The following is a 23,790-nucleotide window of genomic DNA, read 5'->3' on the forward strand; positions in this document are numbered from 1 at the left end:
AAATCGTTGAACTTTAATTGCTCAAAATCCGATTTGAATTAAAGTAAAAATTAAATCACCATGCAAAGACCTGATTTCAATATAGAAGAAGTCAATAAAATCATTCGTGGACGAAGATCCATGTTTGTCGCTCAGTTTAAAGAAAATGATCCGATTGAGGACAGCATCATTGAAGAGATGTTGGAAAATGCCAGATGGGCTCCTACCCATAAACTTACTCAGCCTTGGAGATTTATCGTCTATAAAGGGGAAGGATTAAAGACTTTTGGCAAATATCAAGCTGAACTTTATAAAAAAAGAGCAGAAAAAAATGGAACTCCATTTATAGAGGCCACTTATGAAAAATTTCTGAATAATCCTCAAAAAGCTTCTCATGTCATTGCAATTCTATTGAATCGATCAGAGGGAATTCCATTGATGGAAGAGATCTCTGCCGTAGCGATGGCTGTTCAAAACATGTATTTGACTGCTTCAGCTCATGGATTAGCAGGGTATTGGGGCACGGGGGGTCCTACCTTTTGGCCAGAAGCTAGAGAGGATTTTGGATTGGAAGGGGAAGATATGCTGATGGGTTTCTTCTATGTCGCTAAACCAGCCACCGACCAATGGCCTGCTGGCAAAAGGGATACAATGGAGGATAAAGTTGCCTGGATTACAGAATAAAAAAGTAAAGGCAGATCCACCGATCTGCCTTTACTTTTTCAAATGATCATAATGTTAGAAGCCTACATAAGCAGGCGGTTCAGCACCTTGAACTCTAATATAAGCAACTGCTGATCCATTATGATGTGAAGTATGATCCATCAATAATGCTGCAACTTGCCTTCTAGAAACAGTATTACCAAAAACCTCTATTTTTTCACCAAGATCTTCCGCAGATAATGCTGCTATGGTTTTCTTCCCATAATCAAAGCATTTGCCTACATATTCAGCTAATTCTGATCTACTTGCGGTTTCCAAATTGATTTCAAATCCCGGATCAGAACCTTTGAGAAACCCCTGAGAAATCCCAACAATTGCATTTCCAACGTGATGGATTTGCCCTTTGAAAGACATAGCCTTTGGGTCGGTTTTATAATCCATCCCAGAATCAGGCATTTTATCTAAAATGGCAAGGGTATAATTTTTGGCGTTTTCCCATTTTACCATATACTCATCCATCGTAGTCTGTGCATTGACAACTCCTGCTGTCAGCATCAAAAATGAAGCGAAAACCGCTCCCGCAAATAATCGTATTACTTTGTTCATGGAATAAAGAGTTTGTTTCTACTTTAAATTTCATCTATTCTCCCATCATTTCAAACCTATTGTCTAATTTTAAGCTATGCGAAAAATTCTTTTGTATATACCTATTTTGTTAGGACTTACGGCTTGTGAAGATTCATATCTTCCAAAACCTCCTGGATATAACCGAATAGACTTACCTGCCCATAGTTTTCAAACTTTATCAAGTGGGTATCCATATCAGTTGGAATTTTCGAAATACAGTCAGGTAGAAGCAGATTCCTTTAATATAGAGGAAGAGGAGTGGATAAACTTACACTATGTGGATTTTGGAGCAAAAGTCCATTTAACCTATAAGAAAATCGGAGATGGAGTGAGTTTCGAAAAGTTGTCCAATGATGCGTTCAAATTAACTGCAAAGCATCAAGTGAAAGCCTATGGGATTCAGGAATCTGTAGCTCTTACGCCTGAAGGTTATACTGGAGTCATTGCAGAGCTGACAGGAGAAGTTCCTACTCAATTTCAGTTTTTTGTGACCGACTCTACAAAAAACTTCTTAAGAGGTGCGCTGTATTTCAATACTGCGACAAAAAATGATTCACTCGCTCCTGTGATAGAATACATCAAGGTGGACATGGCCCACCTGATGAATTCCGTACAATTTCAAAACTGATTAATGGATACTTTTCCAGGATTTAATCAAAATAAATCCTCCTGCCACTGCAATTACCCCAGCAATAATTCCACCCAGTAGATTCCCATAGATAAAGAATCCGGTAGAGAATAATGCTGAATAAATCATAATTGTTCCGATCACCATCAAACCAATCTCTTTTGGCAATTGGCCGATTACTTGCTTTTCAGCAGGATATCTATCTAATACTTTTTTCCAACCGAAAGCCGCTGGGGTAACCTTTCTATAGAAAGAAAGTAATACTTCGTCTTTCTCTGGCTGGGTAATGAAGGTTACGATCAACCAACCTACGGTCGTAATACTTACACTATAAATCAATTTGAGGTAAGCCTGATTTTCAGGAATCAAAATCCAGTTAACTTTTGGATTGATCACTTCAAAGAAAATAGCTACTACAAATGAAATCGCCATTGCGGATATTTCAGTGTACGCGTTAATTCTCCACCAGAACCATCTTAGAATAAAGATCAAACCTGTTCCAGCTCCAATCTGTAATAGAATATTAAATGCATCCAATGCTGAGGATAATGCCAACGCTAAAATCGCTGAGAAGGTCATTAATAATACCGTAGAAATTCTTCCTACAGCTACTAGTTGCTTATCTGAAGCATCAGGCTTGATGAATCTTAAATAAAAATCATTTACCACATAGGATGATCCCCAGTTCAGGTGAGTAGATAAGGTGGACATCACTGCTGCAATTAAAGAAGCCAGAACGATACCAATCAACCCAGTAGGTAGATACGTCAACATCGCTGAATACGCCAAGTCATCACCTAATTTATCAACCGGGATTTCTGGAAACGCCGCTTGCAAATCTGAAATATTCGGGAAGATTACTAAAGAAGATAAAGCAATAAGGATCCAAGGCCATGGTCTCAAAGCATAATGGGCAATATTGAAAAACAAAGTTGCACCCATCGCATTTTTCTCATCCTTTGCCGAAAGCATTCGCTGAGCGATGTATCCACCACCTCCAGGCTCAGCCCCTGGATACCAAGTAGCCCACCACTGAATAGCAATTGGCATAATAAACAATGGTATATAGACATTTGGATCTGAAAACTCAGGAAGGAAATTTAATTTATCAGCAACATTTTCATGGGCTAACAAATTATTTAAGGACCCGATTTCAGGGAGATCCAAAATAAAATATGCCGCCCCGAAGGAACCAATCATCGCGATAAAGAACTGGAAAAAATCGGTTAGTAATACTCCTTTAAGTCCGCCTAAGGAACTGTAAATCACCGTCACGATGGATGCTATTAACAAAGTCTGGATAGGACTTAACCCAAGCATGACCCCACCAATTTTAATAGCAGCAAGAGAAACTGTTGCCATAATCACCACATTGAAAAACACCCCCAAGTAGATGGCACGGAATGCTCTTAAGAAAGCAGCACCTTTTCCAGAATATCTTAATTCATAAAATTCCAAGTCTGTTGTAACCTCTGATCTTCTCCACAACTTGGCATACACAAAAACAGTAAGCATCCCTGTCAAAAGAAAAGCCCACCATGCCCAGTTACCTGCAACTCCGTTCTTTCTGACAATATCAGTCACCAAATTTGGAGTATCTGCAGAAAAGGTGGTGGCAACCATAGAAACACCTAATAGCCACCAAGGCATGTTTCTACCTGAAAGGAAGAATTCTTTTGCAGAGCTTCCCGCTTTTTTGGCAGTGAAAAGACCAATTAACAGTGAGATCACAAAGAAGGCGGCTATAATGCCCCAATCTATGGCGGTTACATTCATAATGATGGGTTTTGAAACTCAATTTCTCTCATTTTTTTCATAAATGAGAAAGACTTTATTAATATTTTTTACTAATGTATTTATTTTTTTTAATCTGATAATAATATTCGCATGATTTAGCGGTAAAAATGAAAATCCTAGCCAAATCCGAAGGTAAAGAATTGGATTGGCAGAATGATCTATGCTCTTTCCATCATTCCAATTTATTATCCATAAGCTAAGTTCACATTACGGAATCCTAAATTTTTGAAAGATTTTTTAAACTAATCATAATCAACAAGTAAGGGCAATACCCCCAACAAGTAAGTAATTTAATTCTCTAAAGTTTTAAATAACATTTATAAAAAATGAGAAAGTTTTACTTAGTATTTTTATTTGGAGTATTAGCCTCCAGTTGTAGAGAGAGGATTTCTTCTCCAGGTCCAGTTAGCCTCACTTTTGATGAAATCAGTAGCTTAAAAGTTGGAGGAGAAGCAGCAGCTGAAATCACTACTTATGATCCCATCACCCAAAAACTTTTCGTAGTAAACAATAGTGATGGGCTTTCGCAAGTGGATGTTATTGATTTTTCAGATCCGGTAAACCCAACTTTACTAAGTCCAATTGAAATCACTCCTTTTGGAGGTGGTCTTAATTCGGTTGCAGTAAAAAATGGAATGCTGGCCATCGCGATTGAAGCTGAAACCAAAACGGATCCAGGTACCATCGTGGTATTCGAAACTTCTAATTTATTGGCCCCAGTTGCTAATTTGACGGTTGGCGCACTTCCAGACATGGTTGCGTTTAGCCCTGATGGCCGCTATATAGTATCCGCCAATGAAGGGGAGCCAAATGATGATTATGATATCGACCCGGAAGGTTCCATCTCAATTATAGATACTCAAAAAGGATTTGAAGTGAGTACACTCGGCTTTGCATCTTTCGAAAATCAACGTGCTGAGTTAGAGGCTAAGGGTTTTAGGATCTTTGGACCCAATGCTACATTTGCTCAAGATATAGAGCCAGAATATGTGACAATCGACCCCACTTCTGATTTCGCCTGGGTAACCCTACAGGAAAATAATGGAATCGCAAAAGTGGACCTGAATAATAAAATGATTACTGATATTTTTCCTATGGGATTGAAAGACCATATGCTTTCAGAAAATGAAATTGATGTGAGTGATCGAGATGGTATCTCAGGAAATTTCCAAAATTGGCCTTTGTTATCATTTTACATGCCTGATGCCATTGAAACTTTCCAAGTCGGAAATAACAATTTCTTAATCACGGCGAATGAAGGTGACACTAGAGATTATGACGGATACAGTGAAGAAGAAAGGATCAAAGATTTAGAGTTGGACCCTGTCGCTTTTCCAAATGCTGAATTGCTTCAGCAAGACGAAAATATGGGTAGGCTAACCATTACAAGGAGTCAAGGTGATATAGACCAAGATGGAGATTTTGATGTTCTTTATGGGATCGGAGGAAGGTCTTTTTCTATTTGGAATGGAAGCACTGGAGAATTGGTAAGGGATTATAATAGGCTGGAAAAAGAATTAATCTCCGCCCAACCAAATCTTTATGATGATGGAAGAAGTGATAATAAAGGGGTAGAGGCGGAAGGAATTGAAATCGGTGAAATAAGAGGAAAAAACATCGTATTTGTAGGTCTAGAAAGATCAGATGCAATAATGGTCTACCAAATAAATGGGGCTGCAGGTTTACAACTTCTTCAGGTTTTGGATGGAATTGATAAACCTGGAGACACAGGACATGATGCTCCGGAAGGATTGCTATTTATTCCAGCTGAAGAAAGTCCAAATGGGAAGCCACTATTTATTGTGAGTTCTGAGGATGATGGAAAAATTACTGTCTATCAGAATTAATCTTATAATTAAATTGAAGGAAAGCCGACCGAATGGTCGGCTTTTTTAATTCTCATCTTTTTAATTTTTGAAGAAGGGCTAGCTTTGCAAAATGAATAATGAGCAAATCGCAGCTATCTTAAATCAATACGATTTCTTAAAAGGAACAGCGTTCTCTTTCAAAACTTTTGGTTCAGGACTCATTCATGGAACCTTTTTGGTTGAAACTCCTGAATCAAAATTCATTTTACAAGAATTCAACAATTCTGTTTTTTGGTATCCTGAACGAATTGCCAACAACCATTGGATTTTAGGCGAACAAGGAAACGTAAATGAACTGCCTTTTGCCCTCCCTTTACCTCGTTTGAACGAGTCTGGAGATTCACTCACCAAGTTTGAAAACAAGCTCTTTAGACTATTTGATTTTGTCAATGGAGAAACGCTCCAGGAGATTCAGAAGCCTGAACAGGCCTATTTAGCAGCCAAAGCCTATGGCATTTTTGCCAGTTGGGCAAAAGATATTGATGCCCATCAAATGCAAGAGTCTATTCCTAGATTCCATCAGTTGGATTGGAGATTCGAAAATTTGGAAAAAGCAGCCAAAGAAGCGAATACCTTATCGGCTGAGGAGCAAAAAGTGCTCAATTTCTATTTATTACAAAAGCCCCTGGTTGAAAAGTATCTTGAATTCCAAGCCTCCTGTCCACTACGAATCACACACAACGACACAAAAATCAACAACCTCATTTTTTCAGAAGATTTAGAAACCATATCCGCAGTAATTGATTTGGATACCTTGATGGGAGGATTGCTTTTATATGATTTTGGAGACTTAGTTAGAACAGTCGCTTGCTCAGAAGTCGAAACCAGCCAAAACTGGGATCACTTAGGCCTTCGTCCTGCCATTTTTGAAGAGTTATTAAAAGGCTATTGGGAAGGGATCTCAGAAATGGCATCTAAAGAAGAAGCTCAATCTCTATTGATCGCTGGAGAGGTAATGACCTGCATCATGGGATTGCGGTTTTTGACTGACCACTTACAAGGAAATGTATATTATAAAGTTCAATACCCAGAGCAAAACTTTCATAGGGCAAAAAACCAGATGATCTACCTTAAAAGTCAGCAAGATCATGCTGAAGAGATCAAATCTTTATGGAATAAAATTACTGGCCTAAAAAATTGATCTGGACATTTCCTGTCAATTCAGTTGGCAATTGAACAGTCTACGATTAATTTGCCAGCTTCCTAACCATCCAAAAACTTGCCTGGTATTTTTGACACGAAAATAGAATTCCTAAGAGGAGTAGGCCCTCAACGAGCCGCTCTCCTAAATAAGGAATTGGCGATTTTCACTTATGGAGAACTGATTCAACATTACCCATTCAGGTATGAGGACAGAACCCGATTTTTTAAAATAAAAGAACTCAACCCAGACGTAGAAAACGTCCAAGTGATCGCCAAAATCAAGAAGATCGAACTGATCGGTATGGGGAATAAACGGAGGTTGGTAGCCCAGGTGTTTGATGAAACTGGCGAAATGGAAATGACCTGGTTTAAAGGAATCCAATGGGTTCAGAAAAAACTTCCTGCCGGGGCAGTGTATGTATTCTTTGGAAAACCAGCACGATTTGGGAATAAATGGAGTATTGCGCATCCCGAAATGGAACCTCTTAGCTCAGCCAATGAGCAGCGAAATAATTTCCAACCTGTTTATTCTACTACCGAAAAACTACGGGCCCGATTTTTAGACTCGAAAGGCATATCCAAAATCATGGAATCACTCGTGCAGGCCTGTCTGCCTCATATCCATGAAACCATGCCAGCTAAACTCCTCCAGCAATACCAGTTGATTGATAAAAAAGAAGCTATTCGACAAATTCACTTTCCTACCCAACCTGAATTACTTCATCGGGCAAGGAAAAGGCTGAAGTTTGAAGAATTCTTTTTCCTTCAACTACGATTGTTATTGATGAAGGTCACCAGAACAGAAAAGTTTAAAGGACAATCATTAGGCAATACTGAGTTACTGACTGAATTTTATAAAAACCACATCCCATTTGAGCTCACCAATGCTCAAAAGCGGGTAATTCGAGAATCATTTGCCGATATGAAATCAGGCACTCAAATGAATCGATTAATTCAAGGGGATGTAGGCAGTGGAAAAACCATGGTGGCATTTATTTGCATGCTCATAGCCATTGGTTCAGGTGCTCAGGCATGTTTGATGGCTCCCACGGAAATCCTTGCCAACCAACATTATGAAGGCTTGAAGGAGTTTGCGGATATGATGGATTTGGAGATTGAAATCCTAACAGGATCAGTCAAGAAATCCAAGCGTAAAATCATCCATGAAAAGCTACTTTCTGGGGAATTGAAGATCCTTATAGGAACACATGCGCTATTAGAAGATATAGTGCAATTCCAAAACCTAGGTCTGGCAATCGTAGACGAGCAGCATCGATTCGGCGTGGCGCAACGTGCCAAATTGTGGGCTAAAAACAGAGAGTATATACCTCATGTATTGGTCATGACTGCAACTCCAATTCCTAGGACCCTGGCCATGACTTTATATGGTGATTTAGATGTGTCAGTCATCGATGAATTACCTGCCGGGAGGAAACCTATCCAAACAGTCCATCGCTATGATAAGGACCGATTGAAAGTCTTTGGGTTTATTAATGAGGAGATTAAAAAAGGGAGACAGGTTTATATAGTCTACCCACTAATCGAAGAATCTGAGAGCCTCAATCTTAAAAACTTAATGGATGGATACGAAAGTATTGCAAGGGCATTTCCCCAATACCCATTGAGTATTGTCCATGGCAGTATGAAATCCGAGGACAAGGATTATGAAATGCAGCGTTTTGTTAAGGGGGAAACAAAAATCATGGTTGCTACCACGGTAATAGAAGTTGGGGTGAACGTTCCCAATGCCTCAGTAATGATCATTGAGAATGCGGAGCGGTTTGGACTATCCCAGCTTCACCAATTGAGAGGAAGAGTAGGAAGGGGTGCAGAACAGAGCTATTGCATCCTTATGAGTAAATATGAGCTTTCCAAAGAAGGCAGAATCCGCTTAGAGACCATGGTACGAACCAATGACGGATTTGAAATCGCAGACGTAGATTTAAAATTACGAGGACCGGGAGATTTGATGGGCACACAACAAAGTGGAATTACCGACCTTTTAATTGCTGACCTTAGTAAGGATGCTCCAATATTAACTTTAGCTAGAGATGCCGCTCAACAATTATTAGCAGAAGATCCTCATTTGAGCTCAACTGAAAATGCTCCGGTCCTACGACAGGTAAAACAACAAAAAAAGACCGCAGTCAACTGGAGTCGGATATCTTGATTATTTTTTCTTGGAAAACAGACTACCGATTCTTCTAAAGATCTGCTTTTCCTTTTCCCAAAAAAAATTAAACTGACCAAATAGAAACCCATATACCAACAGGAAAATCTGATATAGAGGCAAAACCAACAATAAGTATAGTAGGGTATTGACAAAGCCACCTTTTTCTACTCCAAAAAAATCAAGAATAGGAGCTTTGATAAAAAGTATGGTAAATCCAGTACAGGCAAATACCACCAAAACCAGGATGACCTGAAAAACCGAATCCAACTTCCATTTTGTTTGAAGTCTTTGAAGAAATCCTGGACGGCTTTTTGGTTTTGGCATACCCAAAAGTAATAAGAATCACTCTAAAGAAAATAACCGGCACGAGGCCGGTTATCAAATTACCAGGAAAATAATCCTGTATTTAGTCTTTGTAATGCCTCGTTTTTGAATTTCGCATCAATCAGTAAAGATACATTGTGTCTACTTCCTCCATAAGATACCATCCTCACTGGGATATCTTCCAAGGCATCCATCACAGATTTTATCACTCCCTTGGTCTCGGAAATCTCATTACCAACAATACATACGATCGCTTGATTTCTATCTACTTCTACAGATCCCAAGGCTTCTAATTCAGCTGTAATTTGCCCCAAATGACTTAAATCGTCAATGGTAACCGAAACAGCCACCTCTGAAGTAGTAATCATATCGATTGGGGTTTTGTATTTCTCAAAAATTTCAAATATTCTTCTCAAGAAACCATAAGCCAATAACATTCGACTGGATTTGATTTTCACCGCTGTAATCCCATCCTTCGCTGCGATTGCTTTAACTCCAATAGCATCTACTTCTGCTTTGATCAATGTACCATGGGCTTGAGGCTGCATGGTATTGAGTAATTTCACAGGTACATTATAAAGTTGAGCAGGCCAGATGGAGGCAGGGTGAAGTATTTTAGCTCCGAAATAAGCCAACTCCGCCGCTTCATCAAATGAAAGCTCAGCAATTGGACGAGTCTGGTCCACAATTCTTGGATCATTGTTGTGCATCCCATCAATATCCGTCCAAATCTCACATGCTGAAGCCTGAATTGCCGCAGCGATCAAAGATGCAGTATAGTCACTCCCTCCACGCTTCAGGTTATCAACCTCATTTCTGTGATTCTTACAAATATATCCTTGCGTCACAAAAAGCTTTGTATCACCATACTCAGCTAAAATTGCTTTTAGCTTTTCTGAAATCTTTCCTAGTTCAGGCTCCGAATTTTCATCAATGCTCATAAAATCGAGCGCTGGAAGAAATACCGCAGGTATCTCCAATTCTTCCAAAAGAGTATAAAACAACTTAGTGGAAAGCAGTTCTCCTTGAGCCAAGATATCTCTATTTATCGCTTCATTAAATGAAATTTTTAATAGGATATTTAAAAACTCAAAATGTTCCTTGATAATCCCCTCTGCTTTTGCTCGAGCTGAATCAGACTGAAGCAACTCCTTGTAGAACACTAAGTAATGGGCATGAAGGGCATCTATTCTCTCTTTGGCCAAAGCTTTATCGGCATCTGCTAATGCTTCTCCAATCCCCACCAAGGCATTGGTGGTGCCGGACAGTGCAGAAAGAACTACGATGGTGGGCTCATCACCAGAGGTAACCAGGTCTTTCACCTGGTGCATTCGCTCGGGTCGACCTACTGAGGTCCCACCGAATTTCATGATTTTCATGTGTTATAATAGATTTTTAATGGTCAAATGAAATCTCACATTATTACTATTCGATTCAGTCAAGAAGACTTAAATCATGTTCGATTCCATCAAGGGTAAATTGTATAGGTTTGAAAGCGTAATTTAAAATCCGAGCATTTTTACCGCGGTAATCGCAGCTTCATCTCCTTTGTTGCCATGTTTTCCTCCTGCACGGTCCAAAGCCTGTTGCTGTGTATTAGGAGTCAACACACCAAAAATCACTGGTTTATTATACTTCAGACTGACATTGGTGATTCCATGTGCTACTGCATCACAAATAAAATCGAAGTGTTTGGTCTCCCCTTGGATCACACAACCCAAGCAGATTACCGCATCAATACTTTCTTCTTGCGCCAACCATTGAGCCGCTAAAGAGAGTTCAAAAGAACCGGGAACGTTCTTCCGGATAATGTTTTCTTTTTTTGCCCCATTGTCTAATAAGGTTTGTAACGCACCTATGTAAAGTGCTTCCGTAACTTCCTCATTCCATTCGGAAACAATAATGCCAAATGTTTTTGTACTGATATCGGTGATATTCTTTGAAGAATGATCGCTTAGGCTTTTTAAAGAAGTTGCCATATGTTAATTTTTAAATTTTTAAACAAAAAAAAGAGTAAGACTTTTGGTCTTACTCTTCTCTATTATGCTTTATAACGCAGCATTATTGAGCAGCAAGACCCTCTAATCGTGCCTTGTGTTTTCGTGCTGCAGAAAATTCGTATGATTCAAAATACTTTTCTTCAATCTCTCCATATGCATCAATTGCATTTTGGATTTGACCCGCTTCTTCATAAGCGATTGCCAACTTCATCAAATACTTAGGAGTGAAGAATTTGTTAGGCTCATAAGATGCAGCTTTTTCAAAGAAAGAAATTGCTTGCTCATTATTTCCAAGTTCCAAATGGGCATCACCCAAAAGCGAATAGGCTTGTCCTTGCATCAAATAGTCATCTGCTGAGAACTGCTCCAATTCTGTGATTGCTTCCTGAAACTTTCTTTCTGAAAGGTAAATGGAACCAATGTAGAAATGTGCAAGATTCGCTGCGTCAGTTCTTGGATATTCTTCTACGATAGACAAGAAGCCGGAATTAATTCCATCGCCATTCAAAGCAAAATCAACTGAATCTTGCTCAAAATAATAAACTGCTTGGAACATTTCTGCCTGAGCAGCCTTGTTTTGGTTTTGGGTATTGAATTGGAAAAACAGAATTCCACCAATCAAAATAATCGCTGCGGCTAATACGCCTCCCAATACTTTACTGTTTTTCTTTAAAAAAGCTTCGCCTTGACCAAGTCTTTCTGCCAGTTCTTCTGGATTCTCCAAAATATCTGACTGATGGTGAGGTTGTGCTTTATTAGATTGTTTCGTTGCCATGATACTCAAATTTCGACCGCAAATATACGCTTTTTATGAATTACACAAAGTCAAATAAAAAAGCCACGAAGCATTTGTAACTTCATGGCTTTCTGAACAATGCTTTTTTCTGTTTATTCCATCACAAATGGATAGTCTTCCTGAACATAAACGTCCTTGAAAGCATCCATTCCGTCTGGCCAAGGGGACTCTTCAGCAAATTTCACTGCATCCGTTACTTTTTTCTTTACTTTATCAACTATTTCAGAAATTTCTTCTTCTGTCAAAATTTTATTTTCCTTGATAGTAGATAAAACTTGTTCGATTGGGTCACGCTTCTTGTATTCCTCTACCTCTTCTTTGGTTCTGTATTTCTGAGGATCAGACATAGAGTGACCTTTATAACGATAGGTTCTCATTTCTAACAAAGTCGGCCCATCCCCTCTTCTTGCTCTTTCTGCAGCTTCAGCAACCGCCTCATGAACTGCCTCTACGTTCATTCCGTCTACTGCAAAGGATGGCATGTCATAAGATTCTCCCAAAGTAGATAAATCATCCACATTAGAAGATCTTTTAACAGCAGTACCCATGGCATACCCATTATTTTCAATTACAAAAATAACTGGGGTCTTGTACAACATCGCCAAGTTTAAGGCCTCGTGGAAGGCTCCTTGACGTACTGCACCATCTCCCATATAGGTAATGCAAAGGTTTTTGGTACCGTTATATTTTTCAGCGAAGCCAATCCCTAGTCCCATAGGAACTTGTGCACCTACGATACCATGACCTCCCATGAAATTTCTTTCCTTATCAAAAATGTGCATGGATCCACCTTTACCTTTGGTCGTACCAGTTGCTTTTCCAAAAAGTTCTGCCATCACCGCACCTGGGTCTGTACCCAAACCTAGTGGATGAGCATGACAACGGTAAGCAGTGATCCACTTATCGTCTTTTGTCAAGGCTGTGATTGCACCGGAAGCACAAGCCTCCTGTCCAATATATAAATGACAGAATCCTCTAATTTTTTGCTGACCGTAAAGTTGTCCTGCTTTTTCTTCGAACCTCCTCATTAAGAGCATGCTCTCATACCAATAAGCGTAGGTTTCTTTCGAATATTTTACTTTAGACTTAGTCGCTGCAGTTTTCTTTGCCATATCGTAATGATCAAAATATGCTATTTTAGGCCTCAAATATAATCATCCCGACCTAAAAATCAGGCTGCCGCCAAAATAATTCACCAAACTCATGTACCTCAAGTCGCTGGAGCTATTACAATTCAAAAATCATGAGAAGACCAAATTGGAGTTTTCACCACAGATAAATTGTATCGTAGGATTGAATGGAAGTGGTAAAACCAACATTCTTGATGGAATTCATTACCTCTCCCTTACCAAAAGTGCGGTTCAATCAAGCGATAGCCTCAACGTTCAGCACGAAAAAGATTTTTTTGCGATTAAAGGGAATTTCGAACTTTCCCAAAAACCTTTGGAAGTTCGCTGTACAGTAGAATTAGGAAAAAAGAAACTCATTTATCAAAATGGAAAAGCCTTGGATAAAACCTCCGAACATGTAGGTTTGATTCCTCTCGTCTTGATCGCACCAGACGATACGGATTTAATTAAAGGAGGAAGCGAGGGGCGAAGGAAATTTTTTGATGGATTGTTATCTCAACTTGACCGAAGTTACTTAGATCAGTTGATTCGATATCACCATTTCTTAAAACAGCGGAATGCTTTGTTGAAAAAATTCGCAGAAACAGGAAGAAGGGATTTCACGCTATTGGACGGCTATGACACAGAATTAATTGAGCTCAGTATCATCTTATCCAAAAGGAGAAATGAGCTATTAGAGGAAGTAGCTCCTTTGCTACAAAGTCACTATGCAGATATCTCCCAAGGACAAGAACTGGTCAACATAGAGTATGACACCCAAGCCATACAAACAGATTTCGAAGCCTATTTCAAAAGTCAAAGGAAGAAAGACCTTATTACCAAAAATTCCAATGCAGGAATTCATAAAGATGATTTCAAATTCCAAATTGGGGAACACCCTATCCGCAAAATTGGAAGCCAAGGTCAGCAAAAATCCTTTATCATATCCTTAAAGCTCGCCCAATTCAAAATTTTTGAAAAAGCGAAAGGCGAAAAGCCCATCCTTTTACTAGATGATATTTTTGATAAGCTGGATGATTTGAGAATTGCCAAAATGATGGAATTGATTTCGCATCACACGTTTGGCCAAATATTCTTGACAGATGCAAGACCAGAGAGGTCCAAAAAAATCTTAAGTGAGCTAGATTCCGAGGTGTTTTATTTCTCCTTAAAAGCAGGAAAAATAGAAGCATAAAAAAAGAGGCCGAAGCCTCTTTCAATTATTTCCACAAGTTTTCTGGATACTCACCTTCTGCATGAAGCTTCTTCAATGCTTCAATAACGACAGGCCTATCATCCGTGTAGGTTACTCCAAACCAAACTTTTCCTCCTTTTAAAATTTCGAAAGCAGACTTCCCGGATTGAATCAAGTTATTTGCTACCGTAGGAATATAAAATTCAGATTTCAAATTATCGAGGTTAGCCGGAAGGAACTCATTCCACATTTCTTCAATATCTTGGAATACTTCCTGATGGAAACCCCAAAAATTCATACTCACAGGTGTATCTTCTGCAATTTCCAACACTTCATTTTCTCCTCTACTCACAATCTTTTCCCCTTCTCGAGCGATGGAAGTTCTCTCTACCATCCCAATCAACTGCCCTTTTTCATTGGTATCACATACTCCACGACTCACGGTACCATTCTCAGAAAGTACATTTTGAATGGCATAACCCACCATTGCATTCAAATCAGGTTTCACCTCAGTGGACAAAAATTTACCAACCTCCACAAAGGCCTCTCGACCATAGAAATCATCCGCATTAATCACCGCAAAAGGCTCTTTGATGGCGTCTTTTGCACATAAAACTGCGTGGGCTGTTCCAAATGGTTTTTTTCTCCCTTCTTGTTTCAATTCAGCAGGCACAAAGCTATCCAAAGTTTGAACCACAAAATCCAGTTCAATTTTACCTGCCATTTTTGGAACAAACATTTCTTTTGCCTCTTCCAAAATCTCATCCCTTACGATAAATACTACTTTACCAAATCCAGCCTGAATGGCATCGTAAATAGAATATTCTAAAATAGTTTCACCATTAGGCCCAAATCCATCGATTTGCTTATTCCCGCCATAACGGCTCCCCATACCGGCAGCTAATACTAAAAGTGTTGGTTTCTGATTCATAGTTTCTTGCTAATAAGGCAGCAAAATTAATTTTTTATTGTTTGGACACAAACTTTATAAAACTACCTTTTCCATTCTTCTGGGTATATTATGAACTGTTTTTCATAACAAATCATAGAATCAAACCCATTATAGGGTATTATGAAAACCCCTACTTTATTTTTTTTATGCTTTTTATGACAACGGAGGTTATTTTTTTAACCAGCAATTGAAATTGATTTAATTTTTCTATTACCTTCATGCCAAAATTTCAATAAACCACCAAACCCATTGTGAAATATGAAAAAAATAGAGGCGATTATTCGAACATCTCGATTTGATCAGATTCATTCATGCGTTGCTGCATTGGGAGTAAAGTTCCTCACCTTTTATGAGGTAAAAGGGATGGGCTTAGAACATGCACGTCAACAAACCTACCGTGGGGTAGCTTATGAACCTGCTTATATCCCGAGAACAAAGCTTGAAATCGTAACAGTCGAAGAACTGGTCGAGCCAGTCATCAATTGCATCCTTTCCGAAGGAAAAACCGGAGAAATCGGGGATGGAAAAATCTTTGTCTATGATGTTTTGGAAGCATATAGAATCAGAAACACAGACAAAGGAGAGCAAGCCCTATAATTTTCAATTTCACTAAAGACTTATCAAACCTATGCAAGAATTATTTACCGTCAATAACCTATGGATGATGGTAGCCACTACGATGGTTTTCATCATGCACTTGGGGTTTGCCAGTTTGGAAGCTGGATTGACCCGTGCCAAAAACACTGTAAACATTCTTTTTAAAAACACCATTATCCCTGCTATTGGGCTTTTAACCTATGCTTTTGTAGGATTTAACCTCATGTATCCAGGAGCTGATTTTGCAGGATCTTTCTTTGGATTTGCCGGATTTGGACTTCCTCTACCAGAAGGCTGGGATTCCAGCAATTACAATGAAGGATATACATTTTTCACCGATTTTATCTTCCAGGCAATGTTTGCTGCCACTGCGGCCACCATAGTTTCTGGAGCTGTAGCTGAGCGCGTGAAATTGGGTCCTTTTATCTTTTTCTCAATCCTTTATGTGGCGATTTGCTATCCAATCGTAGGGATGTGGAAATGGGGAGGTGGATTCTTAGACGCGCTAGATACTTCATTTTATGACTTTGCAGGATCGACCATTGTTCACTCCGTAGGCGGTTGGGGAGCATTGGTAGGAGCTTATTTATTAGGCCCAAGAATAGGGAAATACACAGAGAGAGGAATGACTGCGATTCCAGGACATAACATCCCAATGGCTACAGCAGGAGTCTTTTTATTGTGGTTTGGATGGTTTGGATTCAACGGTGGGTCTGTATTAAGTGCTGATCCGGGTTTGGTGTCAAAGGTATTTGTGACCACCTGTATTGCAGCTTCTGCTGGAGCCTTTGGAGCACTTATCGTATCCTATTTGAAGTTTAAGTCCTATGATATTACCATGGTACTAAATGGTATCCTTGCTGGATTAGTAGGAATCACCGCTGGTGCAGACCAAATGGGAGTAGGAGAATCTGCTATTATTGGCTTTATAGGAGGAGGACTGATTGTCTTTGCAGTGGTCTTCTTTGACAAAGTCAAAATAGACGATCCAGTAGGAGCAATATCGGTTCACTTAGTAGGTGGAATCTGGGGAACTTTAGCTGTTGGAATCTTCGGAGATTTAGCTGGAATGGGACAATTCATATCTCAGCTGATTGGAGTTGCTTCAGTAGGGGTATTCTGCGTATTGTTTAGCTGGATTATATTCTTCACTTTGAAGAAAACGGTTGGAATCCGAGTAGATGAAAAAGAAGAAACTGAAGGTTTGGATATCAACGAGCATTCCATGAGCGCATATCCTGATTTTAACATAAAAGATTAAAAATAATAACTACCACCAACCAAGAAAAAGCCCCGAACCTTCATTGGAACGGGGCTTTTGCAATTCTTAAATGGGCTGAAAGTATCGATTCAGGGTATTTTGATGAATTTTACCGAACATCTCGTAACACCAGTCTTTAAATTCTTCTATTTCTGATGGTAAAATAAGCTTAAGGCCTTTCTTCAGTTCTCGTTCAAATAAATACGCGCTGAAGCTAACTTTTTGCAGAATGGTCTTCACATATTCTATCATAGTTTAAAGAGTTTAGGGTTTATTAACTGAAATTAATTACTAGTACGGAAGCATTTATCCATATGTTACGTAAAATAAGGGCTTCTAAAAATAGAATAATCCCTAATTTCGCAACCATGATTAAAACGATCCTTCAAACAACTTTGGTATACATGGCTTTGCTATTTGTTAGTAACGCCTATGGCCAAGATGTCCAAATAGAGCTGGGTCCTGATGAAATTGGATTAAATGAAACGTTTACCATTAAAGTAACATTATCCAATGATAAAATAAAGTCATACGACCAGTTCCCAGATATCCCAAGCTTTCAAAAACAAGGTATTTCGCAATCATCCTCCATGAACCTAATCAATGGACAGATGAGTAGCTCTAATAGTATTATCCAATATTATAAGCCTACCCGTAAAGGGGATTTCACTTTACCTTCCTTTGACATCTTGATCAATGGGAATGCTTATTCTTCCCCAGGGAAAACCATCACAGTGGGAGATGCTTCCAGTGCATCTTCATCAAGGGTTCCGGATCCCTTTGCTGATTTCTTTGGTAGGTCTTCCCCATCCGAGGAACCAGAATATGTGGAACTGGAAGATGATGCATTCTTTTCTTTAGCAGTGGATAAGGAAGAAGTCTATGTAGGAGAAGGGTTTAACCTGAGCTTGGCTTTTTATATGTCTGAAGCCAATCAAGCTCCTTTTCAATTCTATGAACCGGGCAGGCAACTGGATGAGATTCTGAAAAAAGTAAAACCTACGAATGTTTGGGAAGAGAATTACAATATCACCAATATTGAGCCAGAACAAGTAACGATCAATGGCAAGCGTTGGACAAGATACAAGGTGTTTGAGGCTACTTTCTTCCCTTTTTCAGAAGGAGAAATAGAAATCCCCAGAATTTCTTGGGAAATGATCAAATATCGAGTGGCCAAAAACCCAACGTTTTTTGGAGCAAATAGACAGGAAGATTTCAAAACATTTTATTCCAGCGCAAAAAATATTAAAGTAAAGCCTCTTCCACCTCACCCTCTAAAGAATGAGGTAAGTGTAGGTGAATATCAGATTCGAGAGAACATAAAAAATATTGAGGTAGAAACAGGGCAGGGCTTTGATTATAATTTCGGAGTCAGCGGAATAGGAAATATCAATGCCATACAGGCTCCTAGAATGCTCTCAACTGCGAATCTTAATACCTATGATCCCAACGTACGTCAACAGATCAATCGTGGCTATGGAAGGGTTTCAGGCATCAAAGAATTCAATTATTACATCACGATCAACGAAGCTGGAGACATTGATTTGGCAGACCATTTTGAATGGATATATTTCGACCCCTCCAGGGAAGTTTACGACACTCTCCGTCCGCAGGCAAAAATAAAAGTGATAGGGGAAAGCAAAGTAAATCAAGCACTGTCCAACCAAAGATTAGGAGGACTGTACGATCGAATTGATGTAGAAGACAACAGGTTTTTAAACGAGCAATATAAATACTATTTTACGACCGCAATCAACGTGCTTTTGCTAGCATCAGTCATATTGTTGGCGGTTTTGATTATAAGAAAGAAGTAATGGGGAATTCATTTGGTAAGCTATTCAAGATCACCACATTTGGGGAATCCCATGGAATAGCTTTAGGAGTAACGTTGGAAGGATGTCCTGCAGGGCTGGAAATTGATGAGGCAAAAATCCGTCAGGAGATGCAACGCCGAAAACCAGGCCAATCCAAAATTACCACACAACGAAAAGAAGAAGACGAAATTGAAATTCTTTCAGGAATTTTTGAAGGAAAAAGTACGGGCACACCCATAGGAATCGTCATTCGAAATGCAGATCAAAAAAGTAAAGACTACTCTCATATCTCAGATAAGTTTAGACCCTCTCATGCGGACTACACTTACTTTGAGAAATATGGAATCAGAGATTATCGAGGAGGAGGAAGAAGCAGTGCAAGGGAAACTGCCGCTAGAGTAGCAGCTGGAGCCATTGCCAAACAATTGTTAGACCATTATGGAGTTTCTATTCAGGCATTTGTCTCTCAAGTAGGAGACCTGAAGTTAGAAAAGCCTTATCAGGAAATGGATCTTAATAAGGCGGAGGAAAATATTGTCCGATGTCCTGATCCGGAAATGGCTGATCAAATGATTCAATTGATTGATGCTGTTCGTTTAGAGAGGGACACAATTGGAGGGGTTGTTACCTGTGTCATTAAAAATACACCTATTGGAATAGGTGAACCTGTTTTTGATCGATTGCATGCTGAATTGGGCAAAGCTATGCTGAGTATCAATGCAGTTAAAGGATTTGAATTTGGAAGTGGGTTTGATGGGGTCAGCATGCGAGGATCTCAGCACAATGACGCTTTCTATAAAGAAGAGGGACAGGTTAAGACAAAGACCAATTATTCAGGCGGAATCCAAGGGGGTATTTCCAATGGACAAGACATCTATTTTAGAGTAGCATTCAAACCTGTTGCCACGATCATGCAGGATCAAGAATCATTGAATGAAGCTGGAGAAACAATCACAGTTTCAGGAAAAGGACGACATGACCCTTGTGTAGTACCTCGTGCAGTACCGATTGTGGAAGCCATGGCTGCATTGGTCATAGCTGATTATACATTATTGGCAAAAAGCAATAAACTTTAAGGCTTAAAGAACTACTAGATGTTTAAAAAAATACCCTTACATACAAAAATAATCATAGGCCTTGTTCTGGGGTTGGTTTTTGGATTGGTCGTCATCAAAACATCAATCCCCAATACGTTTACCTTAGATTACATTAAACCAATAGGAACCATTTTCATCAATTCTTTGAAAATGATCGCCGTTCCTTTGGTTTTCGCCTCTTTAATTGTAGGGGTGTCCAATCTGGGCGATATATCCAAACTAAGTAGAATTGGAGGAAAAACGATCGGAACGTACCTCGTTACCACTGTCATCGCGATTTCTTTTGGCTTAATCTTAGTGAATGTATTTGCCCCCGGTAAGAGCCTTCCTCCTGAAACCAGGGAGAATTTAATGAGCCTTTATGAAGGTGACGCTGGCTCCAGGGTTGGTCAAGCAGCTCAATTACAACAACAAAGCCCTTTACAACCATTAGTAGATATTGTTCCACAAAACATCTTTTTAGCAACCACCGATAATGGCGCGATGCTCCAGGTAGTTTTCTTCGCAATCATTGTTGGTATCTCATTATTACAAATCCAAAAATCGAAAGCGGAACCTGTCATCGCATTTTTTGATGGCATGAATGATGTCATTATCCAAATTGTCAATTACATCATGTTGATTGCTCCCTACGGAGTTTTTGCTCTGATGGCTTCTTTGATTGTGGAAATAGCCGGAGATAATCCAGACTCTGCATTACAATTGTTATTTGCGCTGTTAAAATATAGTTTGGTCGTTGTGGGAGGTTTATTTGCCATGATCCTGATCGTTTATCCATTGATCTTAATGGCATTTACGAAAGTGAAATACAAAGACTTTTTTAAAGCTATCCGGCCAGCACAGCTTCTTGCTTTTTCTACTAGTTCTAGTTCAGCCACGCTTCCTGTCACTATGAAACAAGTTGAGGAAGAATTAGGTGTTTCTGAAGAAGTTTCCAGTTTTGTATTGCCTTTGGGAGCAACCGTAAATATGGATGGAACCAGTCTTTACCAAGGAGTTGCAGCAGTATTTATTGCTCAAGCGTTGGGAATGGATTTATCCTTTTCGCAACAATTAATGATCGTCCTGACTGCTACCTTGGCCTCCATTGGATCTGCAGGGGTACCAGGAGCAGGGTTAATTATGTTGATCATCGTATTGGAATCTATTGGAGTTCCAGCAGCTGGGATCGCATTAATTATTGCCCCAGATAGAATATTAGATATGTTTAGAACCGTTGTCAATGTCACTGGAGACGCAACTGTATGTACGATCGTTGCCAGTACGGAAGGGGAATTGCCAGATGGATTGATTCGAAAATCCAATCCCCTGACTCCTGACGTGTAACAAAAAAGGCTTCCGATTGGAAGCCTTTTTTGATTTGGAAGCCTTATTTCAAACTTCCTATCATATCTTCTGGTTTCACCCATTCATCAAATTGCTCATTGGTCAAAAGCCCCAATGCTATGGCAGCTTCTCTTAGGCTAGTACCTTCTTTATGTGCTTTCTTCGCAATTGCTGCTGCATTTTCATATCCGATATGAGGATTCAATGCAGTCACCAACATCAACGAGTTCTCCAAGTGTCTCTTGATCATTGCATTGTTTGGCTTAATACCTACAGCACAGTTATCATTAAAGGACACACAAGCATCCCCGATTAGTCTCGCAGACTGAAGAAAGTTCGCTGCAATCAAGGGCTTGAATACGTTCAATTCAAAATGTCCTGTCGCTCCACCGATTGAAATAGCCACATCGTTACCCATTACTTGTGATGCCACCATAGTCATGGCTTCCACTTGAGTTGGGTTGACTTTTCCTGGCATAATGGATGAACCTGGCTCATTTTCCGGAATCAAAATTTCTCCAATTCCTGATCTTGGCCCTGAGGATAACATTCTGATATCATTGGCAATCTTCATCAAACTAACTGCTACTTGTTTCAATGCTCCATGCGTTTCTACCATCGCATCATGTGCTGCAAGGGCTTCAAATTTGTTTGCAGCAGTGATCAATGGCAAATCAGAAATATCCGCGATTTTCTGTGCAACCAATTCCGCGTATCCTTGTGGAGTATTCAATCCAGTACCTACGGCAGTTCCTCCAAGAGCTAATTCTGAAAGGTGTGGTAAGGTGTTTTTAATGGCTTTGATACCATGATCCAATTGGGCAACATAACCGCTAAACTCTTGACCTAGGGTGAGAGGCGTGGCGTCCATGAAGTGGGTACGACCAATCTTCACCACTTTTTTAAAAGATTCAGCTTTATCCTGAAGGGTATCTCTTAATTTTTGGATTCCTGGCAAGGTAGTTTCTACCACCATTTTATAGGCAGCGATATGCATCGCCGTAGGATAAGTATCATTAGAAGATTGAGACTTATTCACATCGTCATTCGGATGTATTTTCTTTTTAGCATCCTCTAGTGACCCTCCTAGCAATACATGGGCACGGTAAGCTATCACCTCATTCGCATTCATATTGGACTGGGTACCAGAACCCGTTTGCCAAACTACCAAAGGAAATTGATCGTCTAGTTTCCCTTCCAAAATCTCATCACAAACTTGCCCTATGATGATGGCTTTATCTTTATCCAAAACCCCTAGCTCCGCATTGGTAAATGCAGCTGCCTTTTTCAGAACGGCAAATGCTCTGATAATTTCAATAGGCATTCTATTTTTCTCACCACCAATTTTAAAATTGTTGATAGATCGCTGAGTTTGGGCTCCCCAATATTTATCAGCAGGCACCTCTACGGGCCCCATGGTATCATTTTCGATTCTTATGCTCATATTTTCGGAATATTGAATTGATTTCGCCGCTAAATTAACTTCTGGCTTCTTTTTTCCCTAGTTTGGATTCATTTAATCCTTCAATTGGAAGTTGATCAATTGATGGAATATCTTACGTGAAGCCCTCACCTGCCTTTGAAAAAAATACATGGCTAAGCCATAATTTACCAAACCCAGAGCCAGACAAATTGCTCCATAATTGTACTGATGTATTACAGCAAAAAAGTACACTGTAAAGGCTGCCAGAATAAAAGACCAAAATGCCAGGAAGAAAATAGCTCCTGGAAACAATCTATATTTCAGAAAAATAATACTCCCTCTTGGCGTTTCCTCTACCTGACCCAATACCAAAGGCAAGAAAGTGTCTCCTTTATCTACAACCTTTGATATCCTAAATCCTTTTTGACCTACCATCCCATTGAAAAGAATTTTTTTGTTACCTCTGGTCCGTTGATCCAGGTAATTCACCTCAGCCGTCACCCGGATTAAGTGCCCCAAGACCTCTTGCTTACTCAAAGCACTAACTAAGGTTTCAGTATGGTATGGTAAAAGTTTCACGTTGCTTTATTTCACTGCGATACAAGAAATCTCCACATTCACATTCTTTGGAAGCTTACTTACTTCCACGGTTTCTCTTGCAGGTGGGTTCACTTTAAAATATTGACCATAAGCTTCATTGATCGTACTGAACTCATCCATACTTTTAATAAAAATGGTGCATTTAACTACATCAGCAAATGAAAATCCTGCTGCGCGCAAAACCGCTTCCAGATTTTTCATGACTGCATGTGTTTCTTCCGTGATATTCTCATTGATCAACTCCCCAGTATCTGCATCTAAAGGAATCTGTCCCGATACATAAAGTGTATTACCTGCAAGTACTGCTTGGGAATAAGGGCCTATTGGTGCTGGAGCTTCTTTCGTGAAAATAATTTGATTTGCCATTTCTTAAACTTCTTATGGGAATAGAATTAAATATTATTGAATTATCTATAAA

General features: G+C 39.5%; 22 protein-coding genes. 11 read left to right on the plus strand and 11 right to left on the minus strand.

What is annotated here, in order from left to right:
* Positions 1-60: 60 nt before the first annotated feature.
* On the plus strand, positions 61-663 hold the full coding sequence (locus BUR11_RS13780) for a nitroreductase family protein (protein WP_074225568.1): 603 nt from the start codon (positions 61-63) through the stop codon (positions 661-663).
* Between the two features lie 54 nt (positions 664-717).
* On the opposite strand, the gene BUR11_RS13785 is transcribed toward BUR11_RS13780, so the two are convergent.
* Positions 718-1,248 (minus strand): DinB family protein, encoded by a 531-nt coding sequence (locus BUR11_RS13785; protein WP_074225569.1) that lies wholly within the window; start codon positions 1,246-1,248, stop codon positions 718-720.
* Between the two features lie 76 nt (positions 1,249-1,324).
* On the opposite strand from BUR11_RS13785, the gene gldD reads away from it, so the two are divergent.
* A complete protein-coding gene (gene gldD / locus BUR11_RS13790) occupies positions 1,325-1,897 on the plus strand; it encodes a gliding motility lipoprotein GldD (RefSeq protein ID WP_074225570.1) in 573 nt (190 codons plus the stop codon).
* Here the strand turns inward: gldD and BUR11_RS13795 are convergent, their stop codons facing one another.
* Complete coding sequence (locus BUR11_RS13795; protein ID WP_074225571.1) at positions 1,898-3,673, minus strand: sodium:solute symporter family protein; 1,776 nt, start codon at positions 3,671-3,673, stop codon at positions 1,898-1,900.
* Between the two features lie 347 nt (positions 3,674-4,020).
* Here BUR11_RS13795 and BUR11_RS13800 point away from each other — a divergent pair, with 347 nt between their 5' ends.
* The 3 genes from BUR11_RS13800 to recG all read left to right on the plus strand — a co-directional run bounded on the left by BUR11_RS13800 (position 4,021) and on the right by recG (position 8,875).
* The gene (locus BUR11_RS13800; RefSeq protein WP_074225572.1) at positions 4,021-5,541 is read left to right on the plus strand and encodes a choice-of-anchor I family protein; all 1,521 of its coding nucleotides are present in this window, start codon (positions 4,021-4,023) and stop codon (positions 5,539-5,541) included.
* A 91-nt stretch (positions 5,542-5,632) separates the two neighbouring features.
* The gene (locus BUR11_RS13805; protein ID WP_074225573.1) at positions 5,633-6,703 is read left to right on the plus strand and encodes a phosphotransferase enzyme family protein; all 1,071 of its coding nucleotides are present in this window, start codon (positions 5,633-5,635) and stop codon (positions 6,701-6,703) included.
* Between the two features lie 78 nt (positions 6,704-6,781).
* Positions 6,782-8,875 carry an ATP-dependent DNA helicase RecG gene (gene recG / locus BUR11_RS13810; RefSeq protein WP_074225574.1) on the plus strand — a complete coding sequence of 698 codons (2,094 nt, stop codon included), beginning with the start codon at positions 6,782-6,784 and terminating at the stop codon, positions 8,873-8,875.
* On the opposite strand, the gene BUR11_RS13815 is transcribed toward recG, so the two are convergent.
* From BUR11_RS13815 to pdhA, 5 genes are all read right to left on the minus strand, one after another.
* Positions 8,876-9,202: a DUF6787 family protein gene (locus tag BUR11_RS13815; RefSeq protein WP_074225575.1), complete on the minus strand. Its 327-nt coding sequence runs from the start codon at positions 9,200-9,202 to the stop codon at positions 8,876-8,878.
* A gap of 59 nt (positions 9,203-9,261) precedes the next feature.
* Positions 9,262-10,581: an aspartate kinase gene (locus BUR11_RS13820; RefSeq protein WP_074225576.1), complete on the minus strand. Its 1,320-nt coding sequence runs from the start codon at positions 10,579-10,581 to the stop codon at positions 9,262-9,264.
* Positions 10,582-10,704: 123 nt separating this feature from the next.
* On the minus strand, positions 10,705-11,181 hold the full coding sequence (gene ribH, locus BUR11_RS13825; RefSeq protein WP_074225577.1) for a 6,7-dimethyl-8-ribityllumazine synthase: 477 nt from the start codon (positions 11,179-11,181) through the stop codon (positions 10,705-10,707).
* An 82-nt stretch (positions 11,182-11,263) separates the two neighbouring features.
* Positions 11,264-11,977: a tetratricopeptide repeat protein gene (locus tag BUR11_RS13830; RefSeq protein WP_074225578.1), complete on the minus strand. Its 714-nt coding sequence runs from the start codon at positions 11,975-11,977 to the stop codon at positions 11,264-11,266.
* Positions 11,978-12,090: 113 nt separating this feature from the next.
* Entirely contained in the window at positions 12,091-13,110 is a 1,020-nt protein-coding gene (gene pdhA / locus BUR11_RS13835) for a pyruvate dehydrogenase (acetyl-transferring) E1 component subunit alpha (protein ID WP_074225579.1), read from the minus strand.
* 91 nt (positions 13,111-13,201) lie between these two features.
* Here pdhA and recF point away from each other — a divergent pair, with 91 nt between their 5' ends.
* Positions 13,202-14,302 (plus strand): DNA replication/repair protein RecF, encoded by a 1,101-nt coding sequence (gene recF / locus BUR11_RS13840; protein WP_074225580.1) that lies wholly within the window; start codon positions 13,202-13,204, stop codon positions 14,300-14,302.
* Between the two features lie 25 nt (positions 14,303-14,327).
* On the opposite strand, the gene BUR11_RS13845 is transcribed toward recF, so the two are convergent.
* A complete protein-coding gene (locus BUR11_RS13845; protein WP_074225581.1) occupies positions 14,328-15,233 on the minus strand; it encodes a nucleotidyltransferase family protein in 906 nt (301 codons plus the stop codon).
* 279 nt (positions 15,234-15,512) lie between these two features.
* Here BUR11_RS13845 and BUR11_RS13850 point away from each other — a divergent pair, with 279 nt between their 5' ends.
* From BUR11_RS13850 to BUR11_RS13875, 5 genes are all read left to right on the plus strand, one after another.
* Positions 15,513-15,851 carry a P-II family nitrogen regulator gene (locus tag BUR11_RS13850; protein ID WP_074225582.1) on the plus strand — a complete coding sequence of 113 codons (339 nt, stop codon included), beginning with the start codon at positions 15,513-15,515 and terminating at the stop codon, positions 15,849-15,851.
* A gap of 31 nt (positions 15,852-15,882) precedes the next feature.
* Positions 15,883-17,112: an ammonium transporter gene (locus BUR11_RS13855; RefSeq protein ID WP_074225583.1), complete on the plus strand. Its 1,230-nt coding sequence runs from the start codon at positions 15,883-15,885 to the stop codon at positions 17,110-17,112.
* Positions 17,113-17,480: 368 nt separating this feature from the next.
* A complete protein-coding gene (locus BUR11_RS13865; protein ID WP_074225585.1) occupies positions 17,481-18,926 on the plus strand; it encodes a BatD family protein in 1,446 nt (481 codons plus the stop codon).
* Positions 18,926-20,002, plus strand: a complete 1,077-nt coding sequence (gene aroC, locus BUR11_RS13870; RefSeq protein WP_074225586.1) for a chorismate synthase — start codon at positions 18,926-18,928, stop codon at positions 20,000-20,002. Before BUR11_RS13865 ends, aroC begins: the two co-directional genes overlap by 1 nt.
* Before the next feature lie 18 nt (positions 20,003-20,020).
* Positions 20,021-21,349: a dicarboxylate/amino acid:cation symporter gene (locus tag BUR11_RS13875; protein ID WP_074225587.1), complete on the plus strand. Its 1,329-nt coding sequence runs from the start codon at positions 20,021-20,023 to the stop codon at positions 21,347-21,349.
* A gap of 43 nt (positions 21,350-21,392) precedes the next feature.
* On the opposite strand, the gene fumC is transcribed toward BUR11_RS13875, so the two are convergent.
* From fumC to BUR11_RS13890, 3 genes are all read right to left on the minus strand, one after another.
* On the minus strand, positions 21,393-22,793 hold the full coding sequence (gene fumC, locus BUR11_RS13880) for a class II fumarate hydratase (RefSeq protein WP_074225588.1): 1,401 nt from the start codon (positions 22,791-22,793) through the stop codon (positions 21,393-21,395).
* Between the two features lie 72 nt (positions 22,794-22,865).
* Positions 22,866-23,351 carry a hypothetical protein gene (locus BUR11_RS13885; protein WP_074225589.1) on the minus strand — a complete coding sequence of 162 codons (486 nt, stop codon included), beginning with the start codon at positions 23,349-23,351 and terminating at the stop codon, positions 22,866-22,868.
* Positions 23,352-23,357: 6 nt separating this feature from the next.
* On the minus strand, positions 23,358-23,738 hold the full coding sequence (locus BUR11_RS13890; protein WP_074225590.1) for a RidA family protein: 381 nt from the start codon (positions 23,736-23,738) through the stop codon (positions 23,358-23,360).
* Positions 23,739-23,790 lie beyond the last annotated feature (52 nt).

This window comes from Algoriphagus halophilus (genome assembly GCF_900129785.1).
GTDB lineage: Bacteria > Bacteroidota > Bacteroidia > Cytophagales > Cyclobacteriaceae > Algoriphagus > Algoriphagus halophilus.

What these genes read in the sequence shown, in the direction of transcription:
- BUR11_RS13780 (WP_074225568.1), top strand. Translation starts at nt 61, where the DNA reads ATGCAAAGACCTGATTTCAATATAGAAGAAGTCAATAAAATCATTCGT.
- BUR11_RS13785 (WP_074225569.1), bottom strand. Translation starts at nt 1,248, where the DNA reads ATGAACAAAGTAATACGATTATTTGCGGGAGCGGTTTTCGCTTCATTT.
- gldD (WP_074225570.1), top strand. Translation starts at nt 1,325, where the DNA reads ATGCGAAAAATTCTTTTGTATATACCTATTTTGTTAGGACTTACGGCT.
- BUR11_RS13795 (WP_074225571.1), bottom strand. Translation starts at nt 3,673, where the DNA reads ATGAATGTAACCGCCATAGATTGGGGCATTATAGCCGCCTTCTTTGTG.
- BUR11_RS13800 (WP_074225572.1), top strand. Translation starts at nt 4,021, where the DNA reads ATGAGAAAGTTTTACTTAGTATTTTTATTTGGAGTATTAGCCTCCAGT.
- BUR11_RS13805 (WP_074225573.1), top strand. Translation starts at nt 5,633, where the DNA reads ATGAATAATGAGCAAATCGCAGCTATCTTAAATCAATACGATTTCTTA.
- BUR11_RS13815 (WP_074225575.1), bottom strand. Translation starts at nt 9,202, where the DNA reads ATGCCAAAACCAAAAAGCCGTCCAGGATTTCTTCAAAGACTTCAAACA.
- BUR11_RS13820 (WP_074225576.1), bottom strand. Translation starts at nt 10,581, where the DNA reads ATGAAAATCATGAAATTCGGTGGGACCTCAGTAGGTCGACCCGAGCGA.
- ribH (WP_074225577.1), bottom strand. Translation starts at nt 11,181, where the DNA reads ATGGCAACTTCTTTAAAAAGCCTAAGCGATCATTCTTCAAAGAATATC.
- BUR11_RS13830 (WP_074225578.1), bottom strand. Translation starts at nt 11,977, where the DNA reads ATGGCAACGAAACAATCTAATAAAGCACAACCTCACCATCAGTCAGAT.
- pdhA (WP_074225579.1), bottom strand. Translation starts at nt 13,110, where the DNA reads ATGGCAAAGAAAACTGCAGCGACTAAGTCTAAAGTAAAATATTCGAAA.
- recF (WP_074225580.1), top strand. Translation starts at nt 13,202, where the DNA reads ATGTACCTCAAGTCGCTGGAGCTATTACAATTCAAAAATCATGAGAAG.
- BUR11_RS13845 (WP_074225581.1), bottom strand. Translation starts at nt 15,233, where the DNA reads ATGAATCAGAAACCAACACTTTTAGTATTAGCTGCCGGTATGGGGAGC.
- BUR11_RS13850 (WP_074225582.1), top strand. Translation starts at nt 15,513, where the DNA reads ATGAAAAAAATAGAGGCGATTATTCGAACATCTCGATTTGATCAGATT.
- BUR11_RS13855 (WP_074225583.1), top strand. Translation starts at nt 15,883, where the DNA reads ATGCAAGAATTATTTACCGTCAATAACCTATGGATGATGGTAGCCACT.
- BUR11_RS13865 (WP_074225585.1), top strand. Translation starts at nt 17,481, where the DNA reads ATGATTAAAACGATCCTTCAAACAACTTTGGTATACATGGCTTTGCTA.
- aroC (WP_074225586.1), top strand. Translation starts at nt 18,926, where the DNA reads ATGGGGAATTCATTTGGTAAGCTATTCAAGATCACCACATTTGGGGAA.
- BUR11_RS13875 (WP_074225587.1), top strand. Translation starts at nt 20,021, where the DNA reads ATGTTTAAAAAAATACCCTTACATACAAAAATAATCATAGGCCTTGTT.
- fumC (WP_074225588.1), bottom strand. Translation starts at nt 22,793, where the DNA reads ATGAGCATAAGAATCGAAAATGATACCATGGGGCCCGTAGAGGTGCCT.
- BUR11_RS13890 (WP_074225590.1), bottom strand. Translation starts at nt 23,738, where the DNA reads ATGGCAAATCAAATTATTTTCACGAAAGAAGCTCCAGCACCAATAGGC.